Origin of the sequence: Loktanella sp. Alg231-35 (assembly GCF_900143545.1) — a bacterium.
In the GTDB taxonomy this organism is placed as follows: domain Bacteria; phylum Pseudomonadota; class Alphaproteobacteria; order Rhodobacterales; family Rhodobacteraceae; genus Yoonia.
In genome coordinates this window covers 119829-145980 of sequence record NZ_FREV01000003.1, presented here as the reverse complement: position 1 = coordinate 145980, position 26152 = coordinate 119829, and the positions used below count along the sequence as shown (strand labels likewise).

Sequence of the window (26152 nt, the reverse complement as noted above, 5' to 3'; positions counted from 1 at the left end):
CGATCCACCTTACAGGCCGCGCACCTGCGCCATAAAATCATCGCCGCGCTTTTCAAAACTGTCATATTGATCAAAGGACGCCGCCGCCGGAGCAAGTAAAACAACCTCACCCTTTTGCGCATCCTCTGTCGCCGTCGCCACTGCCACATCCATTGTGCCGCAGACCACCGCATCGGCCCCTGTTAACTGGCGTGCAAAGTCTTCGGCTTCGCGGCCGATCACATAGGCCTTCACCACATGCCCCAGATGCGGCAACAGCGCATCCATCCCGCCTTCTTTCTGCAAACCACCGCAAATCCAGCGTATTTTCGGGAACGCCTGCAAAGCCTTGGCCGCACTATCGACATTCGTGGCTTTGCTATCATTAACGAAGGTAACCCCATCCCTTTCGGCTACCACCTGACTGCGGTGCGGCAGGCCGGGGTAGCTGTGCAACGCCTGCTCGATGCCCTTGGGTCCCAGCCCCAGACTACGGCAGGCCGCATAGGCCGCACAGGCGTTTTGGTGATTATGTGCACCGGGCAATCCAGCCACAGCACGCAGATCAATCGAGGCCACCTGTCGCCCCTTGCGGTGTTCGGACAAGAAGCCCTTGCGTGCGCAAACAGACCAGCCATCTCCGGTCAGCTTTTGCCCCGAAGAAATGCGGATGATCCGGTCATCCCCAGCCCCTTCGATTAGCTGATTGGCGATATAACGCCCTTCGGCTTCATCTACCCCAATCACGGCACGGTCAGGCCCGCCCTCGGCAAAGAGCCTGCGTTTGGCCGCAAAATACCCGCCCAGCCCTGCGTGCCGGTCCAGATGATCTGGGCTGAGATTGGTAAACACCGCGACATCAGGCGTCAGACTGCGGGCCAGATCGGTCTGGTAAGACGAGAGTTCCAGCACCACGACTTCGCCGTCATGGGCAGGTTCGATATCTAGAACGCCACGCCCGATGTTCCCGGCCAATTGCGCAGGTCGTCCGTTTTCGACCAAAATATGATGGATCAGCGCCGCCGTTGTCGATTTCCCGTTGGAGCCGGTGACGGCAATGACCCGCGGGGTCGTATCGAAACTGTCCCAGTCATGGGTCGCAAATGAGCGGAAAAACAATCCGATATCATTGTCGACAGGCACCTGCGCATCCCAGGCCCCTGCAATCAACGGATGGGGCGTGGGATAAAGATGCGGAATACCGGGGCTGACAATCAGGGCGGCGACGCCATCAAATGCGCCAGCTTTCGTCAGATCGCGCAGGTCCAGCCCGGCGGCGTCTGCAGCTTCGCGGGCCGGGGCACTGTCATCCCATACCACGGCCGTCGCACCACCAGCCTGCAGGGCCGCCGCCGCCGCGCGCCCGGTCCGGCCAAGCCCAAGAACGGCAACCGTTTGCCCTGTGTAACCCTGAACTGGAATCATCGTCTTACCTTCACCCTGCTCAACTGCCCCAACGGGTCATCCCACTAGGTGACATGTTCAGGACCGGTCATGCAACCGCAGTAGCGGCTATCTGATGTGCAAGGCGCGCTTCATTTCTGTGATCGCATCAACCTGTGCAGGGCTTAAATCGCCTTCGACCAAGGCGGTCAGCATGTTTTGCATCTTGCCCCAGGACGCATCCCCATCAATCTTGAACAGCCGGCGGGACAAACGCGTGACGGCGGCATCAGGCGATTGGCATTGCCCAACCAGCCAACGGCCCAGAACTTCCATTTCTTCGGCCTCATCTGCGCTGCTGCGCAGCTCGGTGCGCAGCAGGACGGACAACCGCTTGCGCTGATCAGATGTGGGCAGTGCGTCAAGCTCAATAAAGGCCTGCGCCAAGGCACAAATCGCGATCCGCGCATCATCGATGCCTTCAACGGGATGTGCATTGTGTTGCTTGCGAAAGGCGAGCCTGCGGGGCGCATTGCGCACAGTCGTCGCCACATCCTGGGCCGCGTTCACTGCATCACCGGGGTTTTGGCGGGCCCACCAAAATAGTGCGCCGCCAAGTGTCGTCAGGATCAGTACAATAAAACCCATGGGCTTGCCTTTCGTTTGTCATCACCACCGTGACGCCAGATCACGGCAGCAATGTGAACCTAGCGGACCTTCAATGTGGCCAGACCAATCATCGCCAGAATAAGTGAGATAATCCAAAAACGGATCACGATTTGCGGCTCGGCCCAGCCCTTTTTCTCATAGTGGTGGTGGATCGGGGCCATCAGGAACACGCGCTTGCCGGTTTTCTTGAAATACAGCACTTGAATGATCACCGAAAGCGCCTCGACGACAAACAGACCACCAACGATGGCAAGAACAATCTCGTGCTTGGTGGCCACCGCAATTGCGCCCAGTGCGCCGCCAAGGGCCAGTGATCCGGTATCACCCATGAATACCGCCGCCGGTGGCGCGTTGTACCACAAGAAGCCCAAACCGCCGCCAATCAGACCCATCGAAAAGATGAGGATTTCACCAGTTTGCGGGACGTAATGCACATCCAGATATTGGGTAAAGTCGGTCCGACCAACCGCATAGGCAATCACCCCAAACGTGCCTGCGGCAATCATCACGGGCATAATGGCCAGGCCGTCCAGACCATCGGTGAGGTTCACCGCATTGGCCGCCCCAACAATCACGATAATCGCAAAGGGAATGAACAGGATGCCAAGATTGATCAGCGTGTCCTTGAAGATCGGCAGTGCCAGTTGGTTGGTCAAATCATCGGGGTGATAGGCCGCCGCCCAATAGCCTGCGATGCCCGCAATCAGAATACCCAACAGGATGCGCACCTTGCCGGACACCCCGGCGGTGTTTTGCTTGGATACCTTTGAATAATCATCGGCAAAGCCGATAGCCGCAAACGACAGCGTCACGAACAGCACCATCCAGACAAAAGGATTGTCCAGCCGCGCCCACAACAGCGTCGAAAAGGTCAGCGCACCCACGATCAGCAAGCCACCCATTGTAGGTGTGCCTTGCTTAACAAAATGCCCTTCGGGACCATCGTCACGAATAGGTTGGCCCTTGCCCTGCTTGCGCCGCAGTACGTTGATCAGCGGTGGTCCAAAGATAAACCCAAAGAGCAATGCGGTCATAAAGGCTCCGCCTGCCCGGAACGTGATATAGCGAAACAGGTTGTAAAAATCGCCACCATCAGAGAGAGCCGTCAGCCAATAAAGCATTGCATGTCCTTTAGTCTTCTTGGGGGCGCCGATGCCCCAGTTTGCGGATGGCGTCAACAATCAGGCTGACTTTGCTCCCCTTGGAGCCTTTGACCAGCACGACATCGCCTGCATCAACCAGCCGCGCAGTTTTGGGGATCAGGTCCTTGGCGGTCTCGGCCCAGTGTCCACGCTGTTCTTCGGGCAGCGCTTGCCACAGGTGATGCATCAAAGGCCCCGCGCAGTGGATCAGATCAAGCCGCTGCAAATCTGCGTTGGCTGCCATGTCGCGGTGCATCTGCACCTCGTCCGGTCCCAATTCCAGCATATCACCCAAGATCGCGATCCGACGTCCTTTGACAATGCGGCCCACGTTGTCCGTTGGTTGTGAGGCCGCGAGCACCTCAAGAGAGGCCACCAATGACGTCGGATTGGCGTTGAACGCATCATCGAGCAATTCAAAGCTTTCGCCATCATTGGCCATATCGGTTACAATGACCTCGCGCGTGCCGCGCCCAGCGGGCGGCACCCAAGTTGCAATGTCGAGCGACGCGGCAACGGGATCAGCACCAAGCGCATCAGCGACAGCCAGCACACCCAGCGCGTTCATCGCAAAATGTCGCCCCGGAACTGAAAGTTTAAAGAGATACTCATCATCCCCATGACGGGCCGTAATGATCGTGACATCACCATTTAACCGCACGTTCTGCAGCGTCCAGTCGGGGGCATTTTCGCCAAACAACATCTGCGTCACACCAAGCCTTCTGGCATGGTCCTGCAAAATCATCGTGGTTTCGATGTCGCCATTGAGAACCGCAGCACCGCCCGGCTCCAAGCCATCCATGATGCTGGCCTTTTCCACGGCAATGCCAGCCAGATTGTCAAACGACGCCAGATGCGCCGCCGCGACCGTGGTGATCATCGCCACATGCGGGCGGGCCATTTCGGACAATGGCCCAATTTCACCGGGATTGCTCATCCCGATTTCGATCACGGCATAGTCGGTATCAGCCGGCATGCGGGCCAAGGTCAGTGGAACGCCCCAGTGGTTGTTGTAAGAGGCCTCTGCAGCATGGCATTTACCCTGTTTGGACAAAACCGCGCGCAGCATTTCTTTGGTCGAGGTCTTGCCAACAGACCCGGTAATCGCGGCAATCCTTGCGCCTGTGCGTGCGCGCGCTGCACGCCCCAGCGCCTCTAGCGCTTGTAAAACATCAGGGACAACCAGCAGTGGCGCATCCTCTGCGACACCTTCCGGTCGGTGGGTCACAAGCGCCGCTGCGGCACCTTTTTCCAAGGCCTGAGCGACAAATTCGTGCCCATCTCTGATGTCTTTGAGCGCAACAAAAAGATCACCTTGCGCGAGTGTCCTTGTATCAATGGACACACCTGTTGCTTGCCAATCACCCGTGGTTTGGCCACCCGTCGCAACGGCGGCATCGGCTGAGGTCCAAAGCGCACTCATATCCGCCCCTCAAGGGCCGCAACGGCAACGCTGGCCTGTTCGACATCATCAAATGGCAGCACCGCATCGCCCACAACCTGCCCCGTTTCGTGGCCCTTGCCCGCAATCAGCAACGCGTCACCCGCGCCCAGCATGTCAATGCCACGCAAGATCGCCTCGGCACGGTCGCCGAATTCAGAAATACTATCGGTGCCACCAGTGGCAACCGCACCCGCCAAAACGGCGGCACGGATTGTCGCGGGGTCCTCTGATCGAGGATTGTCATCCGTCACAATCACGATATCCGCGTTGTTCGCTGCCGCAGCACCCATCAGCGGGCGTTTGGCCGTATCTCTGTCACCACCTGCGCCGACAATCGCAACAATCCGGCCCATGACATGCGGACGCATGGCTTGCAGGGCGGTCTGAACCGCATCTGGCGTATGGGCGTAGTCGACAAAAACCGCCGCACCGCTTTCGCGGGTGGCGGCCAGTTCCATTCGGCCACGCACAGTGCTGAGGTGCGGCAGCGCATCGAACACATCTGCGGGATCAGCGCCCGCAGCAATCACCAAACCAGCGGCAAGCAGCACATTCTCGGCCTGAAACCCACCGATGAGGCCCAGCCGCGTTTGTCGCGCCTTGCCTTGCCATTCAAAGAGCAGATCCTGCCCGGTCGCATCAAACCGCTGCCCGGTTAGGCGTAGCCGGGCGTCAGGGTGGCGGCCTACGCCAATGATCTCTTGCCCGCGTTCGGCACAGATCACGGCAACCTCTGGGCCTTTGGGATCATCCAAATTGATCACCGCAACACCGTCGTCAGACAGAATGCGGGTGAACAGCCCCATCTTGGCGTCGAAATAGGCCTCAAAGGTTTCGTGGTAGTCCAGATGGTCCTGCGTGAAGTTCGAAAACCCTGCCGCGGCCAGCAGCACACCGTCCAACCGGCGCTGGTCAAGGCCGTGGGAAGAGGCCTCCATCGCGACATGGGTGATCCCCTCTTGCGCGGCTTGGGCCATGACCCTGTGCAGGGTGATCGGTTCGGGTGTTGTGTGTTTCAGCGGATGGGTCCATGCGCCTTCCACCCCTGTGGTGCCAAGGTTGACACCTGCAATTTGCAGCTCTTCCCAAATTTGTCGGCAGAATGTCGATATGGATGTCTTTCCATTGGTGCCCGTGACCGCAACAACGGTGCCCGGATGCGCCCCAAACCAAAGCGATGCCGTTTGTGCCAAGGCCTGCCTTGGATCTTGGGCCACAACCAAAGCCGCCCCGCTGCCAGCCAATTCGTCCACCGCGATCCGCGCGCCTTCACTGTCAGTCAGAATAGCACCCGCCTGCATACGCAGGGCGTATTGGATAAATTCGGCCCCATGGACCCGTGCGCCCGGCAATGCGGCAAAAAGGAACCCCGGCTTAACCTCGCGGCTGTCCACGGCCAGCCCGGTGATCTGCGCCTCGCGTCCGCCTTGCGCCGTCAGCCCCAGTTCTGCCAGTGATTTCATTGCCCGCCCTCGCCTAGTTTGAGGTGAGTGTTACACCGACCTGCTGAGGCCTGTCCACTTGTGGTCTAACCCCCAAAAGGGGCGCGACGCGACGGATCATCTCGGCCGCGATGGGCACGGCTGTCCAACCTGCAGTGCGGCGCGGCTCGGCGCCCGAATTCTCGGAGGGTTCATCAAGCGAGACCACCAGCACGTATTGCGGATCATTGGCCGGGAAAACAGACGCGAAAGTCGCGATGACCTTGTCATCGTAGTACCCACCACCCTGCGCGCGCGGCTTATCCGCTGTTCCGGTTTTCCCGCCAACGGCATAGCCCGGCACATCACCAAAGGAGGCCGTCCCGCGTGTCACTACCTGACGCAGCATGTCGCGGGCGCGGGCGCTGACGGCTTCACTCACTACACGCGGGCCGATCTCACTTTCGGATTGGCGCAGCAAAGTTGGTTCAACCCGCGTGCCGCCGTTCAACAAAGATGCATAACCCGCCGCCAGATGCACCGGAGAAGAGGATAAGCCGTGACCATAGGAAATCGTCATGGTCGATATCTCTGACCAGTTTGGCGGAAGAAGTGGGCGGCCTGTGGGCGCTTCGACCATTTCCAACCCTGTTGGTGCCAGAAACCCAAGCGAGCCCAGGAATTCCTTTTGGCGCTGTGCACCGATCTGCATCGCAATCCGTGCTGTGCCAATGTTCGAGGACTCCACGATCACATCCGTTGTGCTTAGCTCTGGCCCGTAGTCATGAAAATCGCGAATGCGGAAACGACCCCACGTCAGCGGACCTTGGGTGTCAATCATCGTATTGGGATTGACCAAGCCAAGTTCCATGGCCTGCGCGACCGCAAAAATCTTAAAAACCGACCCCAGTTCATAAACACCCTGCACCGCCCGGTTAAACAAGGGGCTGTCCGACTGATCACCCGTCGTCAGGACCTGAGGGCGATTGTTAGGATCAAAATCCGGCAAAGAGACCATCGAAATGATCTCGCCGGTATGAATATCCATCAGAACCGACGCGGCACCTTTGGCATTCATGATCGACATGCCACCCGCCAGCACCTGTTCGGCTGCGGCTTGCACAGTCAGATCAAGGGACAATGCAAGCGGCGCACCTTCATTGCCGGGATCACGCAGGAAACCGTCAAACTGACGCTCAACCCCGGCGACGCCGACCACCTCGGCAGAGGCGACACCTTCGCGACCATAGCTGGCACCGCCCAGAATATGTGCGGCAATCGGGCCGTTGGGGTAAAGGCGCATCTCGCGCGGGCCAAAGAGCAAACCCGGAGAGCCGATATCATGCACTGCCTGCATTTGCTCGGGGCTGATCTGGCGGCGAATCCAAAGGAACCGCCGATCACCGGTGAAATCAGTGAGCAGTTCTTCCTCATCCAGTTCGGGGAAAATCTGAACCAAACCCTTGGCGGCCTGCACCGGATCAATCATGTCCTGCGGATGGGCATAGAGCGAATGCGTGGCAAGGTTTGTCGCCAGAATGCGCCCATTTCTATCAACGATATCAGAGCGTTGCCCAATGATGGGATTACCAACTGCAGAGGCACGCGGCTCTTCGGGGATCGCAGAGGCCAGCGTTGCCATCCGCATCCCGATCACACCAAAGGCACAAAAGAACGCAAGCCCCAGCACCAACAGACGCCCTTCGGCGCGCTGGCGTTGCTTGTCGGCTATCGCCTCGTGGCGGCGGGCCCGGTTCTCCGCCTCGATCGCGTCGGGGTCTTCGCCTTTCGCGCGGGCCTTCAGAACACGAGCCAAAGGGCGGAGCGGCGTGCGGATCATAGATCATTCTCCAACGCGCCCATGGCATCTGATGACAGTTCAATCGGGTTAGTAATGGGCAGGATCGGCGGAGCGGGATAGATGACCTGATCGACCGCGCCAAAGGCGTCAGGCATCAGGGGCAAAAGGCCAAGGCGGTCAAAGTTCAGGTCGGCAAGGTCAACCAGCCGGTCAGGCCGGTTCAGATAGGCCCATTCGGCGCGCAGCATGCCCAGACGTTCATGGGCCCGCCCGATGTCCTGATGCAGATCACGCACCTCGGCGATCGCACCTTGGGTCTTGTAGTTTTCCTGATAGGCCCAGAACGCGAGCCCCATAACCGCCAGAGCGGCTAAAACAAAAAACAAACCACGCATCTACCTGCCCCCCTTCTTTTGCTTTTTCATCGGCATGCCCAATGCCGCGGGATCAATCGGCTCTGCCGGAGCGTCAGTGCGGATTGCGACGCGCAGCTTGGCCGACCGTGACCGTGGATTTTCCGCCAGTTCCTGTTCGTCGGGACCAATCGCCTTGCGTTTTTCGATCCGCCACGCGGGCGTCACCTGTGCGACTTCCGGCGCGTAGCGGTTGGCATTGGCGGTGTTGCCAGAGCGCGCCTGCAAGAAACGTTTGACCATGCGGTCTTCGACCGAATGAAAGGTCACAACGGCCAGCTGTCCACCCGGTTTCAATGCGCGTTCGGCGGCCATCAGGCCTTCGGCCAATTCGCCGTATTCGTTATTCACGGCAATGCGCAGCGCCTGAAAGGTGCGGGTGGCAGGGTGCGATTGACCGGGCTTTGCGCGGGGCAGACACCCTTCAACGATTTTGGCCAGTTGCAGCGTTGTCGTCAGCGGACGGGCCGCGACAATCGCCTTGGCGATGCGACGCGACGCGCGCTCTTCACCGTAAAGATAAATGATATCAGCCAGTTCCGCTTCATCACCGTCATTGCAAAGGTCCGCCGCCGATGGGCCATCCTGCGACATGCGCATATCAAGCGGGCCGTCACGCATGAAAGAAAAACCGCGCTCGGCCAAATCAAGCTGCATAGAGCTGACCCCAAGATCAAGCACCACACCGTCGAGGTCCTGCGCATAGTCATCGAGTTTGGAAAACACACCTGCGACCGTTTCAATCCGATCGCCGTAATCGCCAATCCAATCTGACGCCATCTCAAACGCCAGCGGGTCACGGTCCACGCCGATTACCTTGTCGGCACCAGCGGTCAGCAATTCACGGGTATAACCGCCATTGCCAAAGGTACCGTCAAGCCAGACCCCAGAAACAGGCGAGACCGCTGCGATGAGCGGTCTGATCAGGACGGGAATATGCGGGGATGTGTCAGCGGCAGCAGTCATCATCTCTAAGCGTCCAACAGGATGAGCGGATCAAAGCCATCCTCTTGTGCGTCCAACCAGTCGCCCAGATCATCTGCCACCTCTTGGGCAAATGTCTCGGCTTTCCAAATCTCAAAATGATCACCCAGCCCGCTGAACGTCAGCTCGCCATCGGTCAGACCCAGCTTTTGGCGCTGCTTAATTGGCATGACGGTGCGGCCGTCCTTATCAACGTCCAGACGGATGGACTGGCCAATGATCAGGCGCGACAGTTTTTTCTTATCCGACGATCCGCGCGGCAAGGCGTTGATCTGATCCACAACATTGCTGAATTCTTCGACAGTATAGCCGTGCAACTGGTTCTTCAGGTGATCGCCATAAAGCAGGTACATGCGAGGGAAGAGGCCGGGGGTCCAATCAGGATCACCCGCTTCGAGCACGCGACGAAAATCAGCAGGGATCGACATACGCCCCTTACCGTCCACCTTTTGGGTGTGTTCGCCTGTGAAACTCTGACCCACTGTCCTTTGGCCCTCGTTTGCCCCCCGAAAATTTGCCTTAGATGTGAAAACGGCGGATTGCGCTGCTGCCACTGCACAATCCGCCGCCTCGTCCCATCTCTGGGAAAGTCCGACTGCGCGTGCCACCTGGGGGGATGTCTGCTCGCTCACGCGCCGGATCTAGTTTCGGTAATGGCGAAGCCTGTATGAAACCTGCTTTTGCCGGTTGGGGTTCTTAGTATGCCCCTTTTGAAAGTGTGTTCGTCATTACCGTGAAACAGTTGTGGCATCACTTGCCTCACCGATCAACAGTTTTCTGGGAATTCATGGAACTCGATGGTGTTTTCGGAGGTTCGGGGCACCGTAATGCAGGACGACTGGGTCACAAAAACGAATACAGGTAGACACTGAAGACAAATCATACACTATATATAGCGAAATCGATGGAAAATTGATGGTCTTCAATTTTTGAAAAAAACTTTGGTGTTTCGACCAAAACCGACCAGAGTACAGCTCTCGCAGCTTGATCTATCGGCAAATTTTCCAATTCACGATTCGAATCTCACACAGATTCCATTAAATCCCGAAAGTGTGACTCAATTGCCAGCCGGCGCCCATTTAGGGAACAAGCCGCTTATGCATGACAAAGGCGTCGACCACGCCCAAACGCGGATGATCGAAGGCGTCAGGGATGGTTCCGATGGTTTCAAACCCCAATCGATGCCAAAGACCAACCGCGCCGGCATTGCTGGCCAGAACAAAGTTGAACTGCATGGCCCGGTAACCAAGAGCGCGCGCGGCGTCTTGCGAATGTTCGCACATCTGACGCGCCACCCCCTGCCCTTGCGCGCGGGGATCCACGACATAACCGCAGTTGCAGATATGCGCACCACCGCCGGGCTGGTTCGTCTTGATATAGTATGTCCCGACGATCCCGGCGTCAGTGACGGCAACAAAGGTCTTGGCCGCCTGCCCCATCCAATAGCTGCGCGCCGCTTCTTTGCTGATCCGGGGATCGACGGCGTAGGTCTCACCTGCCCGAAAGACGTCGCGGATCATCGGCCAGATGGCCTCATAATCCGGCTCCAGCGCCTCTCGGATGGTGATCACGCCATGCCACCATCGATAAAGCGGCGGGCCAACTGCCGATAGGCGTCGGCCATTGGGCCGTCACCTGCGGCAATGGGTGTGCCCGCATCACCGGCCAACCGGGTATCCAGATCAATCGGCAGCGCGCCCAAGAAGGGCACGCCGATTTTTTCAGCCTCGGCCACCACACCGCCGTGCCCAAAGATATGGCTTTCGGTTCCGCAAGACGGGCAAACAAAGCTCGACATGTTTTCGATCATGCCCAGAACAGGCGTGCGCAAGGAACCAAACATATCCAGCGCCTTGCGTGCGTCGATCAAGGCCACGTCCTGCGGTGTGCTGACAACTACTGCACCGGTCAATTCGGTTTTCTGGCAAAGGGTCAATTGCACATCGCCTGTGCCGGGGGGCAGATCAACGATCAACACGTCCAACTCGCCCCATTGCACCTGTCCCAGCATCTGCTGCAACGCACCCATCAGCATGGGGCCACGCCAGACCACCGCTTTGCCTTCTTCCATCATCAGGCCAATGGACATCATCGTCACGCCATGTGCTTGCAACGGGATGATGGTTTTGCCGTCCGGGCTGCCGGGGCGTTTGTTGACGCCCATCATCCGAGGCTGCGACGGCCCATAGATATCGGCATCCAATAAACCGACGCGCCGCCCTTCACGCGCAAGGGCCACCGCAAGGTTTGAGGACACGGTCGATTTGCCAACACCGCCCTTGCCAGAGCCGATGGCGATGATCCGGTCCACACCAGCCACTTTCGCAGGGCCCGCTTGCGGGGTTGGGTGACGGCCCACCTTCAGCGACGGCGGTTCTGGCGCTTTGGGCGCAGGGCCATGGGCAGTCAGAACCACCGATGCACTATCAACCCCGTCTAGACTGCGGACCAGATCCTCGGCTGCGCGGCGGACGCCGTCCATCTTGGCGGCCTCACTTGGGTCGGCCGCTTCAATAACAAAACGGACGCTGGCGCCTTCGATATTCAACGCCCTGATCATGTCACGCGACACCATATTGTCGCCGCCCGGTAACGTGAGCCGTGACAGAGCGCCTAGTATTACATCGCGGGTGACAGGCATGAGAGGTCCTCGACTTTCAAAAGTGTCTAAATTCCTACCACCATCTGGCACGTTTTGGGCAAAGCGCAAGGGTTCGGAAAAAGATGCCGGAAAATGTAACAGATTGATGACGTTAGGTCAGCAGCGCTTATGCAATTTCTGCATAGCAGCATTGTCGAAACGGATATTGTGCAGTTGCAGCATTATCATACATGTTAGCGGCAACAGGATGAAACACATCATCCGAGCATTACGAAAAGAGATGAGCACATGACATATAACACAGACACAGGCTTTGTCGGTTTCTCCCTTGGTCAGCGCTTTGCTGCATTCCGGGCTGATATGGCGGAAAACGCCGCGAAACGCAAAATCTACCGCACAACGGTTGCCGAGCTGGAATGCCTCAGCAATCGCGATCTTGACGATATGGGTATTTCGCGCAGCGCAATCAAAGCAATCGCATTTGACGCCGCCTACGGCGCCTAAAACAGAATTTGGACCTGCCGCCTCCTCCCGCTGAGGCAGGTCTGAACAACGGCCCAACGCTTCACCTCCTCCCGAGGTTTTGGGTCAGCAATAAGGTGGCGACATCCACCTCCTCCCGGATGTCGCCACCTTGCAAACCAGTTTCGGAACCGCCCAATTCCTCCTGGGTTGGAACCGATGATACCGCAGGCCGCGCTCACGTCCTCCTGAGCAACGCCAGCGAGGACGCGCTTACTCCCCTCCTCCCGTTTGGAGTAGGCGCCGATCAATAAAGACGGTCATGCCCACCTCCTCCCGGGCATGGCCGTTTTTTTTGTTTTGGGAATGGACGTCAGACAGCGGCGAGCAGCTTTGCCAATTGACTGCGTGATCTGGTCACATCGGCGAGCGTGTAGGCGTCCAAAGCCGCAAAGAAAGCCTCTTGCGCCTCTTGCAAGGGCGTGCGCAATCCGCAGGCGGGCAAAATGCAACAGGATTGATCGCTGCCAAAGCATTCAACAACTGGATCATCCGCTTTAAGCGCGCGCACCACGGCCCCGATATTGATCGCATCCGCCGGATGCGCGAGGGTCAGCCCCCCACGGCGCCCTCTTTCGGATTTTACAAATCCTTCGCGGACCAGTTGTGATGCGACCTTGGCCAGATGATGTTCTGACAGCTGGTAGGTGCGCGCTATTGCGGAGGCCGACAGCCGTTCCGGCCGATGTACTTCGAGCGCCACAAGGACGCGCAGGGCATAGTCTGTGAATTTATCAAGCTGCATGGTTTAAATTAGCATTTGCAATGCGCAATTAATAGTGTCATTTAATACGCATGCAAAATACCAATTAAAGGAGTGAGTCGTGTCACTTTCCCAAGCGCTGCTCTGGCCGGGCACAAAAATCTGCGAACGTATGGGTGTTGACCCCGAAGCCGACGCAGGCCTGATCCGCTCGATGTTCAATATGATCTTCTATCTGACTGTCATATTGGCCGTCATGTGGATCATCATGGGATGAGCCTGCCGCCGCGCTTTCCCATCACCGCCACCGAGATCGACAGGGTTGTCGCGGCCTTTTATGCCTTGGTGCGCGAACATCCCGGCCTTGGCCCGGTTTTCGCCACCCATATTGCCGATTGGGCCGCGCATGAGGCCAAGATCGCCCGTTTCTGGCGCAACGCGATCCTGTTTGAGCGTGGCTATGACGGCAATCCCATGCAAATCCATCTGGCGGCAGGCAACGTCAGGCCACCCCAGTTTGCCATCTGGCTGGACCTCTTCGACCACGTACTGCAGGTCGAACTGCCCCAAGAGACCGCCGATGCATGGTCCGCACTTGCACATCGGATCGGTCGCGGGCTGCGTTTTGGTTTGGAAAACAACAACACCGATGGACCGCCGCAATTGCGGACAGCCTAGGCGCAGCCGTCACGGCACGAATTATGCGCCGCCTGGGTGCATTCCTCAATTGATCTGACGTCCTTCGACTGCAAGAGTGCTGACATCACTCTGACACGCGAGGCGCGTATGACATACACAGTCACGGTTGATCCGTCAGGCGCGTTCCTGACCCTCCAGAACCCCCATGCAACACACAGGTTTCACGCGATCTGGCTGCGCGATAATGCAGGCGACCCCGAAACCCGAAGCACTGCCAATGGACAGCGGCTGATCACCTTGGCCGATATCCCTCAGGATACTGCGATCGGCCATGGAGCAATCAAGGTGAACACACTAGAGGTTCAGTTTGCGCCAGAGGCCAAATCAGTTGCCTATGACATCGCTTGGCTGATCGCCCATGCCTATGACACATCACTACCCCAACAGCGCGGTCGGACGCCGGCAGATGTAACCACCTGGAATGCCGCTAAGATGGGCGATGTTCCGGTTGCTGATTTTTTAGCACTCACGAATGACGCTGTGTCTTTGTGCAATTGGCTGGGATCGGTCAATCAGTACGGCTTTGGCAAGGTCATCGACGGTCCCGTCGCCGAAGGCGCATTGTTCAAGATTGTCGATCTTTTCGGGTTTGTCCGCGAAACCAACTATGGACGGCATTTCGAAGTACGCACCGAGGTGAACCCCACCAATCTGGCCTATACCGGGCTAGGGTTGCAGGCGCATACCGACAATCCATACCGCGACCCGGTGCCAACGGTGCAGGTGCTTTATTGCCTCGAAAGTTCTGCCGCCGGGGGTGACAACATGGTTGTTGACGGGTTTGCAGCCGCCCAGCGCCTGCGTGATGAGAACCACACCTACTTTGATGTGCTAGCCGACCACGCGGCGCGGTTTGAATATGCAGGCGAAAAGGGTGTCCACCTGACATCGCGGCGCCCGATGATTGAACTGGGGCCAGATGGTGAACTGGTCTCGGTCCGTTTCAACAACCGATCTATGGCGGCGGTGACGGACGTGCCCTTTGACAAGATGGCCACCTACTATGCCGCCTACCGCCGCTTGGGTGAAATTATTGATGACGCCGCCATGCAAGTGAGCTTTCGGCTTAATCCGGGCGAGGCTTTTGTCGTGGACAACACCCGCGTCCTACATGCCCGCAAAGGTTATTCCGGCGAAGGGACGCGTTGGCTTCAGGGATGCTATGCCGATAAGGACGGGTTGCGTTCGACATATGACGCGATGCGAAACGCGCTGGAGGCCGCAGAATGAAGCCTGACATCGACAGCTTGAACCAACAGACAATCGTGGATTTCATCGGTTCCATTTTTGATCGGCGCGGCGATGAGGAATACCTTGGCGAGCCGGTGAACATGGGCCAACATATGTTGCAGGGGGCGACGTTGGCAGAGCAATCCGGCCAACCAGAGGAAATCATCGTTGGCGCATTGCTGCATGACATCGGGCATTTCACCAGCGAATTTGGCACCTTCACGATGGATGACACGCACGACCGGCACCACGAAGACGCAGGGGCCGAAGTGCTGGAGCGGTTCTTTCCAAGCGTAATCACCGATTGTGTCCGCTATCACGTGGCCGCCAAACGCTATCTTTGCGCCACGCGTCCGGCGTATTTTCGGCAGCTGTCCGAGGCCTCCGTCCATTCGCTCAACCTGCAGGGTGGACCGATGAGCGCTGATGAAGTAGCGGCCTTTGAGAAGAACCCAAATCTCGATCAGATCATCGCGGTTCGCTATTTGGATGATGCAGGCAAACGCCCCGATATGGTGACACCGGATTTCTGGCATTTCGCTGCAATGGTGCAGCGGATGGTTGACCAGCATCACGCCACACGCGCGCAGGCCTAGCCGCGCACATCCTTGGGCGACCCCATGACCATATAGCTGGTGATCGCGCGGACGTGGGGCACGGTGCCCAGCGTATCGGTATGGAACGCTTTGTAGGCAGGTAAGTCGGCCACCTCGACACGCAGCATATACTCAAACGCGCCGGCAACATTGTGGCATTCGGTGACCTCATCAGCGTGCTGCATGGCCGCTTCGAAACCCGCCTGCGCGGCCTTTGTGTGTTCGGCCAGCCCCACGGCCACGTAGACCACATAGGCACGCCCGGTTTGCAGCGGATCAAGTCGCGCGCGATAGCCTTTGATCACCCCACTGCGTTCCAATTCTTGCACCCGGCGCAAGCAAGCCGATGGCGACAGGCCGACTTCTTCTGCAAGCTGCAGGTTACTGATGCGCCCATCGCGGGAAAGCGTGCGCAATATTCGGTCGGTTATTTTATCAATCTTAGTCATGCGTTGCAGTATATCACCAAAAATCAGCATCTTGGCAATTTCATTGCGCCGAACTGCGCGTAATATTGCGCAATGACTATCGAGATTCTGATTGCCCTGATCGGCTTTGCATTTGCCAGTTCTATCACACCGGGCCCAAACAACCTGATGCTGATGGCGTCCGGAGCGAACTATGGTTTGCGCCGCACAATCCCGCACATGCTGGGGATATCAATCGGGCATGCCTTTATGGTGGTCATGGTTGGTGTTGTGCTGTTGCAGGTGTTTGACACCTACCCAGTGCTGAATATCGTGCTCAAAGTGTTATCGGCTAGCTATATGCTATGGCTGGCGTGGAAGATCGCCACCGCCCTGCCCCCCGAAGCGAAAGAAGTCACCGGCAAACCCTTTACCTTCCTGCAAGCCGCCGCCTTCCAATGGGTGAACCCCAAGGCGTGGTTCATGGCCATCACGGCGATCAGCGCCTATGCACCGCAATCGATGGGTGTCCTTGCCGGATCATTGATCGTGGCATTGGTCTTTTCGGCCACCAATCTGCCGTCGGTGACGGTCTGGGCATGGATGGGGGTGCAAGTGCGGCGCTGGTTGGGCACGGCCCGGCGGCTGCGCACATTCAACATCTCAATGGCCGTGCTGCTGGTCGTGTCGCTTTATCCGATGCTGGCGTAGGGTGGGTGAAACCCACGCGTGGGATGCCCTAAAACGGCACATCATCCGCCTGATCCGCGCTGACCACAAAGCGCGCGACCACATGTTTCGACCCGGCCTTGTCAAATTCGATAAGCAGTTTGTCACCTTCGATGCCCATGACCTCGCCATAACCGAACTTCTGATGAAACACCCGCTCACCTTCGGTAAAGGCGCTGACCGCATCCAGATCAATTGTCATATTGCGCGCTTCAGACGGCTGCGACATGCGGCGTTGCGCGCCTCGCGCCTGCAAACGCTTCCAGCCGGGAGAGTTATAGACATCCGCCTTATGCGCCTTCTCATGCAAGTCCGACCCGGCCATGCCCGCAATCGCAGGTGAAGCTGATCCGCCCATGCCAGCCGCACCATATCCGCCACCATAAAGGCCCGGCGGCGTCAACACCTCAACATGATCGGGGGGCAGTTCGTCGATGAACCGCGAGGGCATTTGGGACTGCCATTGACCATAAACGCGCCGGTTGGATGCGAACGAAATGGTGCACACTTCTTCCGCCCGCGTGATTCCGACGTAGGCCAATCGACGTTCCTCTTCGAGGCCAATAGAGATCCTTTCTCCGTCAACCATTTTTGTGCCGCCTTCATCCATGCCACGCTGCGAAGGGAACAACCCATCCTCCCACCCCGGCAGGAAAACCGCGGGAAATTCCAACCCCTTTGCCGCATGTAGGGTCATGATGCTAACCTTCTCCTCGGCTTCGTCAGTCTCGTTTTCCATGACCAGACTGATATGTTCGAGGAACCCTTGCAGGTTCTCGAAATTCTCAAGTGCCTTGACGAGTTCCTTGAGGTTCTCCAACCGCCCCGGCGCTTCCAGGTCTTTATGCTTCCGAGGCTCGGAACGCTCAATTTCTTCATCTGACTGGGGTGCAAAGAACGAATCTATATAGCCACTCTCTTCAAGAATAAGTTCCGCCAGTTCTATGTGCGTGTATTCGTCAGCAGCAACTTGCAAATTCCATTGTTCGATGCGCTGCAAGAACTCCGACATCGCATGACCAGCTTTGCCCTTCAGTAGGCCCCTTTCGAGGGCAATCCCAACTGCATCGATTGAACCTATCTCATTGTCACGCGCGATCTCGGCAATAGCCGCCAAACCCTTCGGCCCCATCCCCCTCTTCGGAACATTAACCACCCGATCAAATGCAAGTTGATCAGAGCGGTTAACCGCCAGCCGGAAATAGGCCATCGCGTCACGGATCTCCATCCGCTCGTAAAAGCGCGGGCCGCCTATGACACGATAGGGCAAGCCAATCGATAGAAAGCGGTCCTCAAACGCACGCATCTGATGGCTGGCGCGCACAAGGATCGCCATCGCGTCAAGCCCCACTGGGTTCAATCCACGCGTACCGCGCTGCATCGCCTCGACTTCTTCGCCGATCCAGCGCGCTTCTTCCTCACCATCCCAATGACCGATCAGGCGGACTTTTTCGCCATCTGTGCGTGATGTGAACAGGGTCTTGCCCAACCGCCCCTTGTTGGCAGAAATCACGTCAGAGGCCGCGGCCAGAATATGCGGGGTTGATCGGTAATTCTCCTCCAGCCGCACCACATGCGCGCCGGGAAAATCCGCCTCGAACCGCAGGATGTTGCCCACTTCGGCCCCGCGCCAACCATAGATGGATTGATCGTCGTCACCCACGCAACAGATGTTCTTATGCCCGGCGGCAAGCAGGCGCAGCCACATATATTGGGCCACGTTGGTATCCTGATATTCGTCAACAAGGATGTAGCGGAACCAGCGCTGATATTGTTCTAGCACGTCTGGGTGTTTCTGAAAGATCACCACCATATGCAGCAGAATATCGCCGAAATCGACGGCATTCAGCTCAAGCAAACGCCTCTGATAAGCGGCATAAAGCTGTGGGCCCTTGTGATCAAAGGCTCCGCTGTCGGCCACTGGGACATTCTCGGGCGTGATTGCCTTGTTCTTCCAGCCATCGATGATCCCCGACAGCATCCGCGCAGGCCAGCGTTTTTCATCAATGCCAGCGGCAACGATCAACTGCTTCATCAGGCGGATTTGGTCGTCGGTGTCGAGGATGGTGAAACTTGATTTCAACCCAACCAGTTCCGCATGACGCCTTAGCAATTTCGCGCAAACCGAGTGGAACGTGCCCAGCCAGGGCATCCCCTCCACCGCTTCCCCCATCAGCCCGCCAATACGGTTCTTCATTTCGCGTGCGGCCTTATTGGTAAAGGTCACCGCCAAAATCTCATGAGGGCGCGCCGTGCCTGTCGCCAGCAGATGAGCGATGCGCGTCGTCAACGCCTTGGTCTTGCCTGTCCCCGCGCCAGCCAACATCAAAACAGGCCCATCAAGCGTTTGAACCGCTTCGCGCTGCGCCGGGTTCAGACTGTCCAGATAAGCCGCATTGGGCCGCGCCATCGCGCGCTGGCTCAGTGGCATTGCGGCCGCTTCAAAGGCGTCATCTTCGGAAAAACTGTTCATCCTCCTTACATAGCGCCAAGACCCAGCCGTGAAAAGCCTTGTTCTGCTTACGTTCTCACCCGCCATCACAGGCCCAAAAATATCCCCGCCGAAGACATCCGAGCATTGCCAAACCCGCAACACCGGCCATAGCCTCGGACCATGACCTTGCATGCCCGCTATCCCGCGATATCTGATCTCAAGGCACGCGCCCGCCGCCGTATCCCGCATTTTGTGTGGGAGTATCTTGATAGCGCGACCGGGGTAGAGGCCACGCAGCGGCGTAACCGGACAGCACTTGATCAGGTGTTGATGGCCCCCTCAATCCTGCATGGGGAATTCACCCCTGATCTGTCCACCACCCTGCTTGGTCACGCCCACCCCTTGCCAATCGGGATTGCCCCGGTTGGCATGTCGGGCCTTGTCTGGCCGGGGGCAGAGCAGATGCTGGCCCGCACCGCCGCCCGTGAAGGCATTCCCTACACTCTGTCAACCGTGGCCAGCCAATTGCCTGAGGACGTGGGGCCACATGCGGGCACACAGGGGTGGTTTCAACTTTACCCCCCGCGCGATCCCGCCATTCGCGATGACATCCTCAAACGCGCCAAGGACAGCGGGTTTCACACCATTGTGCTGACCGTCGATGTGCCTGTCGCCTCGCGGCGCGAGCGGCAGACGCGGGCGGGTCTGACCAATCCCCCAAAGCTCAACCTGCGCCTTGCGATGCAAGCCGCGCAATGCCCTGCATGGCTAAGCGGCATTCGAAAGACCGGCATGCCACGCCTCCGGCTGATGGAAAGCTATACAGAGAACCGCACGGCGTTGCCGTCCAACCATCACATTGGCTATCTGCTGCGCACCTCGCCCGACTGGGATTACTTCAAATCCCTGCGCGATGTCTGGGACGGGCCCTTGATTGTCAAAGGGGTTGGCAATCCTGACGACGCGGCCCGCCTGACGGATGAGGGCGCGGATGCAATCTGGGTCAGCAACCATGCTGGTCGCCAGTTTGACGGTGGCCCTGCGACCATCGAAACCCTGCCCGCCGTCCGCGCGGCCACTCCTCTGCCCGTCATCTTTGATAGTGGGGTTGAGGGCGGTTTGGACGTTTTACGCGCGCTGGCCATGGGCGCGGACTTTGTCATGTTGGGGCGCGCCTTTCACTATGGGCTGGGCGCTTTGGGAGAACCGGGCGCTGCACATGTTCTGGATATTCTGCGTCAGGACATGATCAGCAATATGGGGCAATTGGGTGCTAAGACGCTTCTCGACCTGCCCCAACGCCTGAAAATTACACAATAATCGTTATGGACGCCACGTCATTTGCCGCATACGAGTGCTGCAACTGCGAAGGAGACTGCCATGACCGAGTTTAACAAAATCCTAATTGCCAACCGCGGCGAGATTGCGATCCGCATTATGCGTGCCGCCAATGAGATGGGTAAGAAGACCGTCGCGGTCTTTGCAGAAGAGGACAAACTGGGTCTGCACCGCTTCAAAGCGGATGAGGCGTATCGCATCGGCGAAGACCTAGGCCCCGTTGCCGCCTACCTGTCGATTGATGAAATTATCCGCGTGGCCAAGATGTCTGGCGCGGATGCGATCCACCCCGGCTATGGCCTGCTTTCTGAGAATCCGGAATTTGTGGATGCCTGTGCGGCCAACGGCATCACCTTTATCGGCCCCAAGGCCGAAACCATGCGCGCATTGGGTGACAAAGCCAGCGCGCGGCGTGTCGCGATCGAGGCAGGTGTGCCTGTTATCCCTGCAACCGAAGTGCTTGGCGATGACATGAAGGCCATCAAAAAAGAAGCGGCAAAGGTCGGTTATCCCCTTATGCTTAAGGCTTCTTGGGGCGGCGGCGGACGCGGCATGCGCCCAATCATGTCCGAGGATGAGCTGGAAGAAAAGGTGCTCGAAGGTCGTCGCGAAGCTGAAGCCGCATTTGGCAACGGCGAAGGTTATCTGGAAAAGATGATCATGCGCGCACGCCACGTTGAAGTGCAAATCCTCGGCGATAGCCACGGCCAAATTTACCACCTATGGGAACGGGATTGTTCCGTGCAGCGCCGCAACCAAAAGGTGGTTGAGCGCGCGCCTGCCCCGTATTTGAGCGGCACTCAGCGCGAACAAATTTGCAATCTGGGCAAGAAAATCTGCCAACATGTGAACTATGAATGTGCTGGCACCGTCGAATTCCTCATGGATATGGACAGCGGCGAATTCTACTTTATCGAAGTAAATCCGCGCGTGCAGGTAGAGCATACCGTGACCGAAGAGGTCACGGGGATCGACATCGTGCGTGCGCAAATCCTGATCGCAGAAGGCAAATCACTGGTCGAGGCCACAGGCTGCGCGTCGCAATATGACGTGAAACTGGACGGCCACGCGCTGCAGTGCCGCGTAACAACCGAAGACCCGCAAAACAACTTCATCCCCGACTATGGGCGCATCCAGATGTACCGTTCGGCCACTGGCCCCGGCATCCGTCTGGACGGCGGCACGGCCTATTCCGGCGCCGTGATCACGCGCTACTATGACAGCTTGCTGACCAAAGTGACCGCGCGCGCGCCCACACCTGAAATGTCGATTGCACGTATGGACCGCGCCTTGCGCGAATTCCGTATTCGTGGCGTATCGACCAACATCGCCTTTGTCGAAAACCTGCTTAAGCACCCGGTCTTCCTCAGCAATGAATATCACACCAAATTTATTGATGAGACACCGAACCTTTTCAACTTCACCAAACGGCGCGACCGGGCAACCAAGATCCTGACATACATCGCGGATATCACCGTGAACGGGCATCCTGAAACCGCCGGACGACAGCGCCCTGCCGCGGACGTCAAACCACCCCGCCAACCGGTGAAGCCAACAACAGACATCACCCCCGGTACCCGCAATATTCTGGACCAGTTCGGGCCAGCGGCCGTGGCCGATTGGATGCGCGACCAAAAGCAACTGCTGATCACCGATACAACGATGCGCGACGGGCACCAATCGCTGCTGGCGACACGCATGCGCTCCATCGATATGATCAAGGCAGCACCTGCCTATGCCGCCAATATGCACCAGCTGTTCAGCGTTGAATGCTGGGGTGGCGCGACGTTTGATGTAGCCTACCGATTCCTGCAGGAATGCCCCTGGCAGCGCCTGCGCGATATCCGCAAGGCTATGCCGAACATCATGACACAAATGCTGCTGCGCGCCTCAAACGGGGTGGGTTACACCAATTATCCTGACAATGTCGTGCAGAACTTTGTGGCACAGGCGGCCAGTTCCGGCGTCGATGTGTTCCGCGTGTTCGACAGCCTCAATTGGGTCGAAAACATGCGCGTGGCAATGGACGCGGTGATCAAGGCCGAGAAGGTCTGCGAGGGCACGATCTGCTATACTGGCGATCTGCTCGACCCGGCCCGGTCAAAATACGATCTGAAGTACTATGTCGGCATGGCCAAGGAATTGGAGGCCGCAGGCGCGCATGTGCTGGGCCTCAAGGATATGGCAGGCCTGCTAAAACCTGCCGCAGCCACGGCATTGGTCAAAGCGTTGAAAGACGAAACCAACCTGCCGATCCACTTCCACACCCATGACACCTCGGGTGCGGCGATTGCGACCGTATTGGCGGCCTCGGCGGCCGGGGTTGACTGTGTAGATGCGGCGATGGATGCGCTGTCAGGCAACACGTCGCAACCGACATTGGGGTCGATTGCTGAGGCGCTGAAGGGCGATACCCGCGACACCGGCCTTGATATCGCGGCGATCCGCGAGATCAGCAACTATTTCGAACAGGTCCGCGCGCATTACGCAGCCTTTGAAAGCGGGCTGCAGGCGCCCGCGTCCGAAGTCTATTTGCATGAAATGCCCGGTGGCCAGTTCACCAACCTCAAGGCGCAAGCCCGGTCGCTGGGATTGGAAGAACGCTGGCACGAGGTGGCCCAGACCTATGCCGATGTGAACGCGATGTTCGGTGATATCGTAAAGGTCACGCCATCATCCAAGGTGGTCGGCGATATGGCCCTGATGATGGTCAGCCAGAACCTGACGCGGTCGCAGGTCGAAGACCCGGACGTTGACGTGGTCTTTCCCGATAGCGTTGTGGATATGCTGCGCGGCGATCTGGGCCAACCGCCCGGTGGCTGGCCCAAGGCAATCCAGAAAAAAGCACTGAAAGGCGACAAGCCGATTACCGCGCGGCCCGGCAAATCGCTCAAACCTGTTGATCTTGATGCAACGCGCGCGGACCTCGCAGCACAACTCGACGGCATGGCCATCGATGATGAGGACCTCAACGGGTATCTGATGTACCCTAAGGTGTTCCTTGATTACATGGGCCGCCACCGGACCTATGGCCCGGTTCGCACCTTGCCCACGCGCACGTTCTTTTACGGAATGGAACCGGGCGAAGAGATTGTTGCCGAGATTGACCCCGGCAAAATCCTTGAAATCCGGCTGCAGGCTGTAGCGGACATGAACGAAGACGGCGAAGTGAAAGTCTTCTTTGAACTGAACGGCCAACCGCGCACCATTCGTGTGATGAACCGCCTTGCGGCCTCTGAAAAAATCTCGCGACCCAAGGCCGAAGCGGGCAACGCCAACCATATCGGTGCGCCAATGCCCGGCGTTGTGGCCACCGTTGCGGCAATCGCGGGCAACGAGGTCAAAGAAGGCGATCTACTGCTGACCATTGAGGCCATGAAGATGGAAACTGGAATTCACGCAGAACGCGATGCGGTGGTGAAGGCAGTGCATGTGCAGGCCGGTGGGCAGATTGACGCCAAAGATCTGCTGATCGAGTTCGAGTGACCCAGAACCTCGCTCTGCTGTCCATTCTGGTGCCCGATTACGCCGCGGGCATCGCTTTTTTTGTAGGGCAGATGGGCTTTGATCTGTTGGAGGATACCGATCTAGGGGGCGGCAAACGCTGGGTGCGGGTCGCCCCCGCCGGCGCGCAAACGGCGTTCTTGCTGGCCAAGGCCTTGGGCGACGATCAGATCGCGGCGATTGGCCAACAAGGTGGTGGCCGCGTCTGGCTGTTCCTGCAAACGGATGATTTCGCGCGCGATTATGCAGCGATGCGCGCCAATGGCGTGACCTTCGAAGAAGCCCCGCGTGACGAACCCTATGGACAAGTCGCGGTTTTTTCTGATCCATTCGGCAATCGTTGGGATTTGATCAGATTTAAGAGGTAGCTCCATGCAGAAAGTCTTGTTCATCAGTGATCTGCATATCTGTGCGCCGGGCGAGACGATCATCGGGCTTGATCCGGCGGCACGGTTGCAAGCTGTGCTTGATGCGACCCTTGCCGATCATGCGGATGCAGCCGCCATGGTATTGCTGGGGGATTTGACGCATCACGGCACGGCGGCTGAATACCAAGCGCTCAAACTGCTGCTGGCGCAAATCCCTGTTCCAGTCCTTCCAATGCTGGGCAATCATGACCGCCGTGACGCCTTTCTGGAGGTGTTCCCGGATGCATCACAAAGCCCTGCAGGGCATATCCAACAGGTGATGGACCTGGGCAACCACCGGATCATCACACTCGATTCGCTGGATGGCCCGCCCTATGTTGCCGGGCATCACAGTGGCAAGCTCTGCGCTGATCGTCTTGCCTTTCTGACTGCAGCACTTGAAACGCGCGGCGGGCGGCATGCCCTTGTCTGCATTCACCATCCCCCCTTTCAAACCGGCATCACAGGTATGGACCGCATCATGCTGGCCGACGGGCGTGCGCTGCTTGATCTGCTTGCAAGCCACGGCAATCTGCACCTGATCTGCGGCCATATCCACCGCACGATTTCGGGCAATGCGCGGGGCGTACCCTGGACAATGTTCAAAAGCCCCTGCCATCAAGGCGTGCTGGAACTGCAAACACCCAATTCACACCTGTCATCAAATGAACCGGGCGCCTATGGCATCGCATTATTGGCCGATGACGGAGTAATCTTGCACAGCGAAGATGTCGGGCTGCCCGATGTGCGCATTTACGGCGGCTATGACATGGCCGATCACGCGAAAGACGGCGGGTAAGCACGGAAAAACTGCAATTGGCGGTGATTTTGGTCTTGCAAGATTAGGTGAGTCTTTATAGATCAGCCCAACGAAACGGATGCGGGCGTAGCTCAGGGGTAGAGCATAACCTTGCCAAGGTTAGGGTCGTGAGTTCGAATCTCATCGCCCGCTCCATTTCGAAAACCAAAAGGCCGCAGCATCTGCTGCGGCCTTTTGGTTTTCTATCGTTAGGTGAGCGGTAGAACCCTTGAGATACTCATCCTACGACAACCACAGCGCCACAGCCCTATGACGCTTGCGCCTGTGCCGCCGCAGGGCGCTGCCCGCCTGCCAGATGCGATAGCGGATGACTGCGGAACAGTGCTGCAACCTCGGCCATCACAGCATCTTCGACCTTCTCAAGCGGCGCCACTTCGGTCGGAGCAGTCACGGCTTCTGCAATCACGACATCTGGGATCTTTTCAAGCGGCACAGTCCCCGCCGCTGCAATTTCTGCCATCGCAGGGGCGACGATGGCGATATCTGCACAGGCAGGTGCGCCACTTTCGCCATCATCGTCAGGTGTCACCAACATCGCCGCATCAAGGAACAGCGCGTCCGCCGCTGTTTCTTCAACTGCAATCTCAGCAGGTTCGATCAGGTCAAGTTCCGCCTTTTCAGCCGCAATCTGTCGATCAACCCGTGAGGCAATCATATCCAAGTTGCTGACCGCAGAGAACGCCAATTTTCCTAACATATTGGCCTTAACATCCGTACCGACGAGCGCATAAAGACTGGGGATCAGATCATAAAGATCATCACTGTCCGCACCGGGCCGGTCGGTCAGCATGATCGCGCTCTGATAAGGGTTTTTGCGCTCACCTGACAGCGCGATCGCATGGGTCAGCTGCCCCTCAACACGTTCATCCAAAACCACAAGGTCAACCGTATCCATGCGGATCTACGCATGTGCAACGGACAGGGT

Annotated in this window: 25 protein-coding genes and 1 tRNA gene; 11 read left to right on the top strand and 15 right to left on the bottom strand. The window is 57.9% G+C overall.

Going from position 1 to position 26152, the window contains the following annotated elements; all coding sequences use genetic code 11:
• Window positions 1–9 precede the first annotated feature (9 nt).
• The 11 genes from murD to DHN10_RS07630 all read right to left on the bottom strand — a co-directional run bounded on the left by murD (window position 10) and on the right by DHN10_RS07630 (window position 11877).
• Complete coding sequence (gene murD, locus DHN10_RS07680; protein ID WP_108814683.1) at window positions 10–1404, bottom strand: UDP-N-acetylmuramoyl-L-alanine--D-glutamate ligase; 1395 nt, start codon at window positions 1402–1404, stop codon at window positions 10–12.
• Window positions 1405–1491: 87 nt separating this feature from the next.
• On the bottom strand, window positions 1492–2010 hold the full coding sequence (locus tag DHN10_RS07675) for a hypothetical protein (protein WP_108814682.1): 519 nt from the start codon (window positions 2008–2010) through the stop codon (window positions 1492–1494).
• A 59-nt stretch (window positions 2011–2069) separates the two neighbouring features.
• The gene (mraY, locus tag DHN10_RS07670; RefSeq protein WP_108814681.1) at window positions 2070–3152 is read right to left on the bottom strand and encodes a phospho-N-acetylmuramoyl-pentapeptide-transferase; all 1083 of its coding nucleotides are present in this window, start codon (window positions 3150–3152) and stop codon (window positions 2070–2072) included.
• Window positions 3153–3162: 10 nt separating this feature from the next.
• Window positions 3163–4596, bottom strand: a complete 1434-nt coding sequence (locus DHN10_RS07665; RefSeq protein ID WP_108814680.1) for a UDP-N-acetylmuramoyl-tripeptide--D-alanyl-D-alanine ligase — start codon at window positions 4594–4596, stop codon at window positions 3163–3165.
• Window positions 4593–6080 carry a UDP-N-acetylmuramoyl-L-alanyl-D-glutamate--2,6-diaminopimelate ligase gene (locus DHN10_RS07660; protein ID WP_108814679.1) on the bottom strand — a complete coding sequence of 496 codons (1488 nt, stop codon included), beginning with the start codon at window positions 6078–6080 and terminating at the stop codon, window positions 4593–4595. Before DHN10_RS07660 ends, DHN10_RS07665 begins: the two co-directional genes overlap by 4 nt.
• Before the next feature lie 13 nt (window positions 6081–6093).
• Window positions 6094–7878 carry a peptidoglycan D,D-transpeptidase FtsI family protein gene (locus DHN10_RS07655; RefSeq protein WP_108814678.1) on the bottom strand — a complete coding sequence of 595 codons (1785 nt, stop codon included), beginning with the start codon at window positions 7876–7878 and terminating at the stop codon, window positions 6094–6096.
• Window positions 7875–8234, bottom strand: coding sequence for a cell division protein FtsL (ftsL, locus tag DHN10_RS07650; protein ID WP_108814677.1), 360 nt, complete (start codon window positions 8232–8234; stop codon window positions 7875–7877). Before ftsL ends, DHN10_RS07655 begins: the two co-directional genes overlap by 4 nt.
• Window positions 8235–9218 (bottom strand): 16S rRNA (cytosine(1402)-N(4))-methyltransferase RsmH, encoded by a 984-nt coding sequence (gene rsmH, locus DHN10_RS07645; RefSeq protein ID WP_108815129.1) that lies wholly within the window; start codon window positions 9216–9218, stop codon window positions 8235–8237. It abuts the gene before it with no gap.
• 5 nt (window positions 9219–9223) lie between these two features.
• The gene (locus tag DHN10_RS07640; protein WP_108814676.1) at window positions 9224–9718 is read right to left on the bottom strand and encodes a division/cell wall cluster transcriptional repressor MraZ; all 495 of its coding nucleotides are present in this window, start codon (window positions 9716–9718) and stop codon (window positions 9224–9226) included.
• 597 nt (window positions 9719–10315) lie between these two features.
• Window positions 10316–10807, bottom strand: a complete 492-nt coding sequence (locus DHN10_RS07635; protein WP_108814675.1) for a GNAT family N-acetyltransferase — start codon at window positions 10805–10807, stop codon at window positions 10316–10318.
• On the bottom strand, window positions 10804–11877 hold the full coding sequence (locus DHN10_RS07630) for an Mrp/NBP35 family ATP-binding protein (protein ID WP_108814674.1): 1074 nt from the start codon (window positions 11875–11877) through the stop codon (window positions 10804–10806). Before DHN10_RS07630 ends, DHN10_RS07635 begins: the two co-directional genes overlap by 4 nt.
• Before the next feature lie 249 nt (window positions 11878–12126).
• Here DHN10_RS07630 and DHN10_RS07625 point away from each other — a divergent pair, with 249 nt between their 5' ends.
• Window positions 12127–12342 (top strand): DUF1127 domain-containing protein, encoded by a 216-nt coding sequence (locus DHN10_RS07625; protein WP_108814673.1) that lies wholly within the window; start codon window positions 12127–12129, stop codon window positions 12340–12342.
• A 331-nt stretch (window positions 12343–12673) separates the two neighbouring features.
• Here the strand turns inward: DHN10_RS07625 and DHN10_RS07620 are convergent, their stop codons facing one another.
• Window positions 12674–13105, bottom strand: a complete 432-nt coding sequence (locus DHN10_RS07620; protein ID WP_108814672.1) for an RrF2 family transcriptional regulator — start codon at window positions 13103–13105, stop codon at window positions 12674–12676.
• Window positions 13106–13184: 79 nt separating this feature from the next.
• Between DHN10_RS07620 and DHN10_RS19880 the strand changes: the two genes are divergently transcribed.
• The 4 genes from DHN10_RS19880 (at window position 13185) to tmpB (ending at window position 15588) form a co-directional block, all read left to right on the top strand.
• The gene (locus DHN10_RS19880) at window positions 13185–13340 is read left to right on the top strand and encodes a hypothetical protein (RefSeq protein ID WP_199910648.1); all 156 of its coding nucleotides are present in this window, start codon (window positions 13185–13187) and stop codon (window positions 13338–13340) included.
• Window positions 13337–13741 (top strand): group III truncated hemoglobin, encoded by a 405-nt coding sequence (locus tag DHN10_RS07615; RefSeq protein WP_108814671.1) that lies wholly within the window; start codon window positions 13337–13339, stop codon window positions 13739–13741. Before DHN10_RS19880 ends, DHN10_RS07615 begins: the two co-directional genes overlap by 4 nt.
• Window positions 13742–13849: 108 nt before the next feature.
• Window positions 13850–14992, top strand: coding sequence for a 2-trimethylaminoethylphosphonate dioxygenase (tmpA, locus tag DHN10_RS07610; RefSeq protein ID WP_108814670.1), 1143 nt, complete (start codon window positions 13850–13852; stop codon window positions 14990–14992).
• On the top strand, window positions 14989–15588 hold the full coding sequence (gene tmpB / locus DHN10_RS07605) for a (R)-1-hydroxy-2-trimethylaminoethylphosphonate oxygenase (RefSeq protein WP_108814669.1): 600 nt from the start codon (window positions 14989–14991) through the stop codon (window positions 15586–15588). Before tmpA ends, tmpB begins: the two co-directional genes overlap by 4 nt.
• On the opposite strand, the gene DHN10_RS07600 is transcribed toward tmpB, so the two are convergent.
• Entirely contained in the window at window positions 15585–16037 is a 453-nt protein-coding gene (locus DHN10_RS07600; RefSeq protein WP_108815128.1) for an Lrp/AsnC family transcriptional regulator, read from the bottom strand. The two genes, tmpB and DHN10_RS07600, sit on opposite strands and share 4 nt — an antisense overlap.
• A gap of 72 nt (window positions 16038–16109) precedes the next feature.
• Here DHN10_RS07600 and DHN10_RS07595 point away from each other — a divergent pair, with 72 nt between their 5' ends.
• The gene (locus tag DHN10_RS07595) at window positions 16110–16706 is read left to right on the top strand and encodes a LysE family translocator (protein WP_108814668.1); all 597 of its coding nucleotides are present in this window, start codon (window positions 16110–16112) and stop codon (window positions 16704–16706) included.
• Between the two features lie 28 nt (window positions 16707–16734).
• Here the strand turns inward: DHN10_RS07595 and DHN10_RS07590 are convergent, their stop codons facing one another.
• Window positions 16735–19197 carry an ATP-dependent helicase gene (locus DHN10_RS07590; protein WP_108814667.1) on the bottom strand — a complete coding sequence of 821 codons (2463 nt, stop codon included), beginning with the start codon at window positions 19195–19197 and terminating at the stop codon, window positions 16735–16737.
• A gap of 141 nt (window positions 19198–19338) precedes the next feature.
• On the opposite strand from DHN10_RS07590, the gene DHN10_RS07585 reads away from it, so the two are divergent.
• The 5 genes from DHN10_RS07585 to DHN10_RS07565 all read left to right on the top strand — a co-directional run bounded on the left by DHN10_RS07585 (window position 19339) and on the right by DHN10_RS07565 (window position 25362).
• Window positions 19339–20478 carry an alpha-hydroxy acid oxidase gene (locus DHN10_RS07585; RefSeq protein WP_108814666.1) on the top strand — a complete coding sequence of 380 codons (1140 nt, stop codon included), beginning with the start codon at window positions 19339–19341 and terminating at the stop codon, window positions 20476–20478.
• A gap of 60 nt (window positions 20479–20538) precedes the next feature.
• Entirely contained in the window at window positions 20539–23982 is a 3444-nt protein-coding gene (locus DHN10_RS07580; protein ID WP_108814665.1) for a pyruvate carboxylase, read from the top strand.
• The gene (locus DHN10_RS07575) at window positions 23979–24368 is read left to right on the top strand and encodes a VOC family protein (protein WP_108814664.1); all 390 of its coding nucleotides are present in this window, start codon (window positions 23979–23981) and stop codon (window positions 24366–24368) included. Before DHN10_RS07580 ends, DHN10_RS07575 begins: the two co-directional genes overlap by 4 nt.
• A 4-nt stretch (window positions 24369–24372) precedes the next feature.
• Window positions 24373–25206 carry a phosphodiesterase gene (locus DHN10_RS07570; RefSeq protein WP_108814663.1) on the top strand — a complete coding sequence of 278 codons (834 nt, stop codon included), beginning with the start codon at window positions 24373–24375 and terminating at the stop codon, window positions 25204–25206.
• A gap of 81 nt (window positions 25207–25287) precedes the next feature.
• Window positions 25288–25362 (top strand) — tRNA-Gly (locus DHN10_RS07565).
• A gap of 112 nt (window positions 25363–25474) precedes the next feature.
• Here DHN10_RS07565 and DHN10_RS07560 read toward each other — a convergent pair.
• Complete coding sequence (locus DHN10_RS07560) at window positions 25475–26122, bottom strand: hypothetical protein (protein ID WP_108814662.1); 648 nt, start codon at window positions 26120–26122, stop codon at window positions 25475–25477.
• Window positions 26123–26152 lie beyond the last annotated feature (30 nt).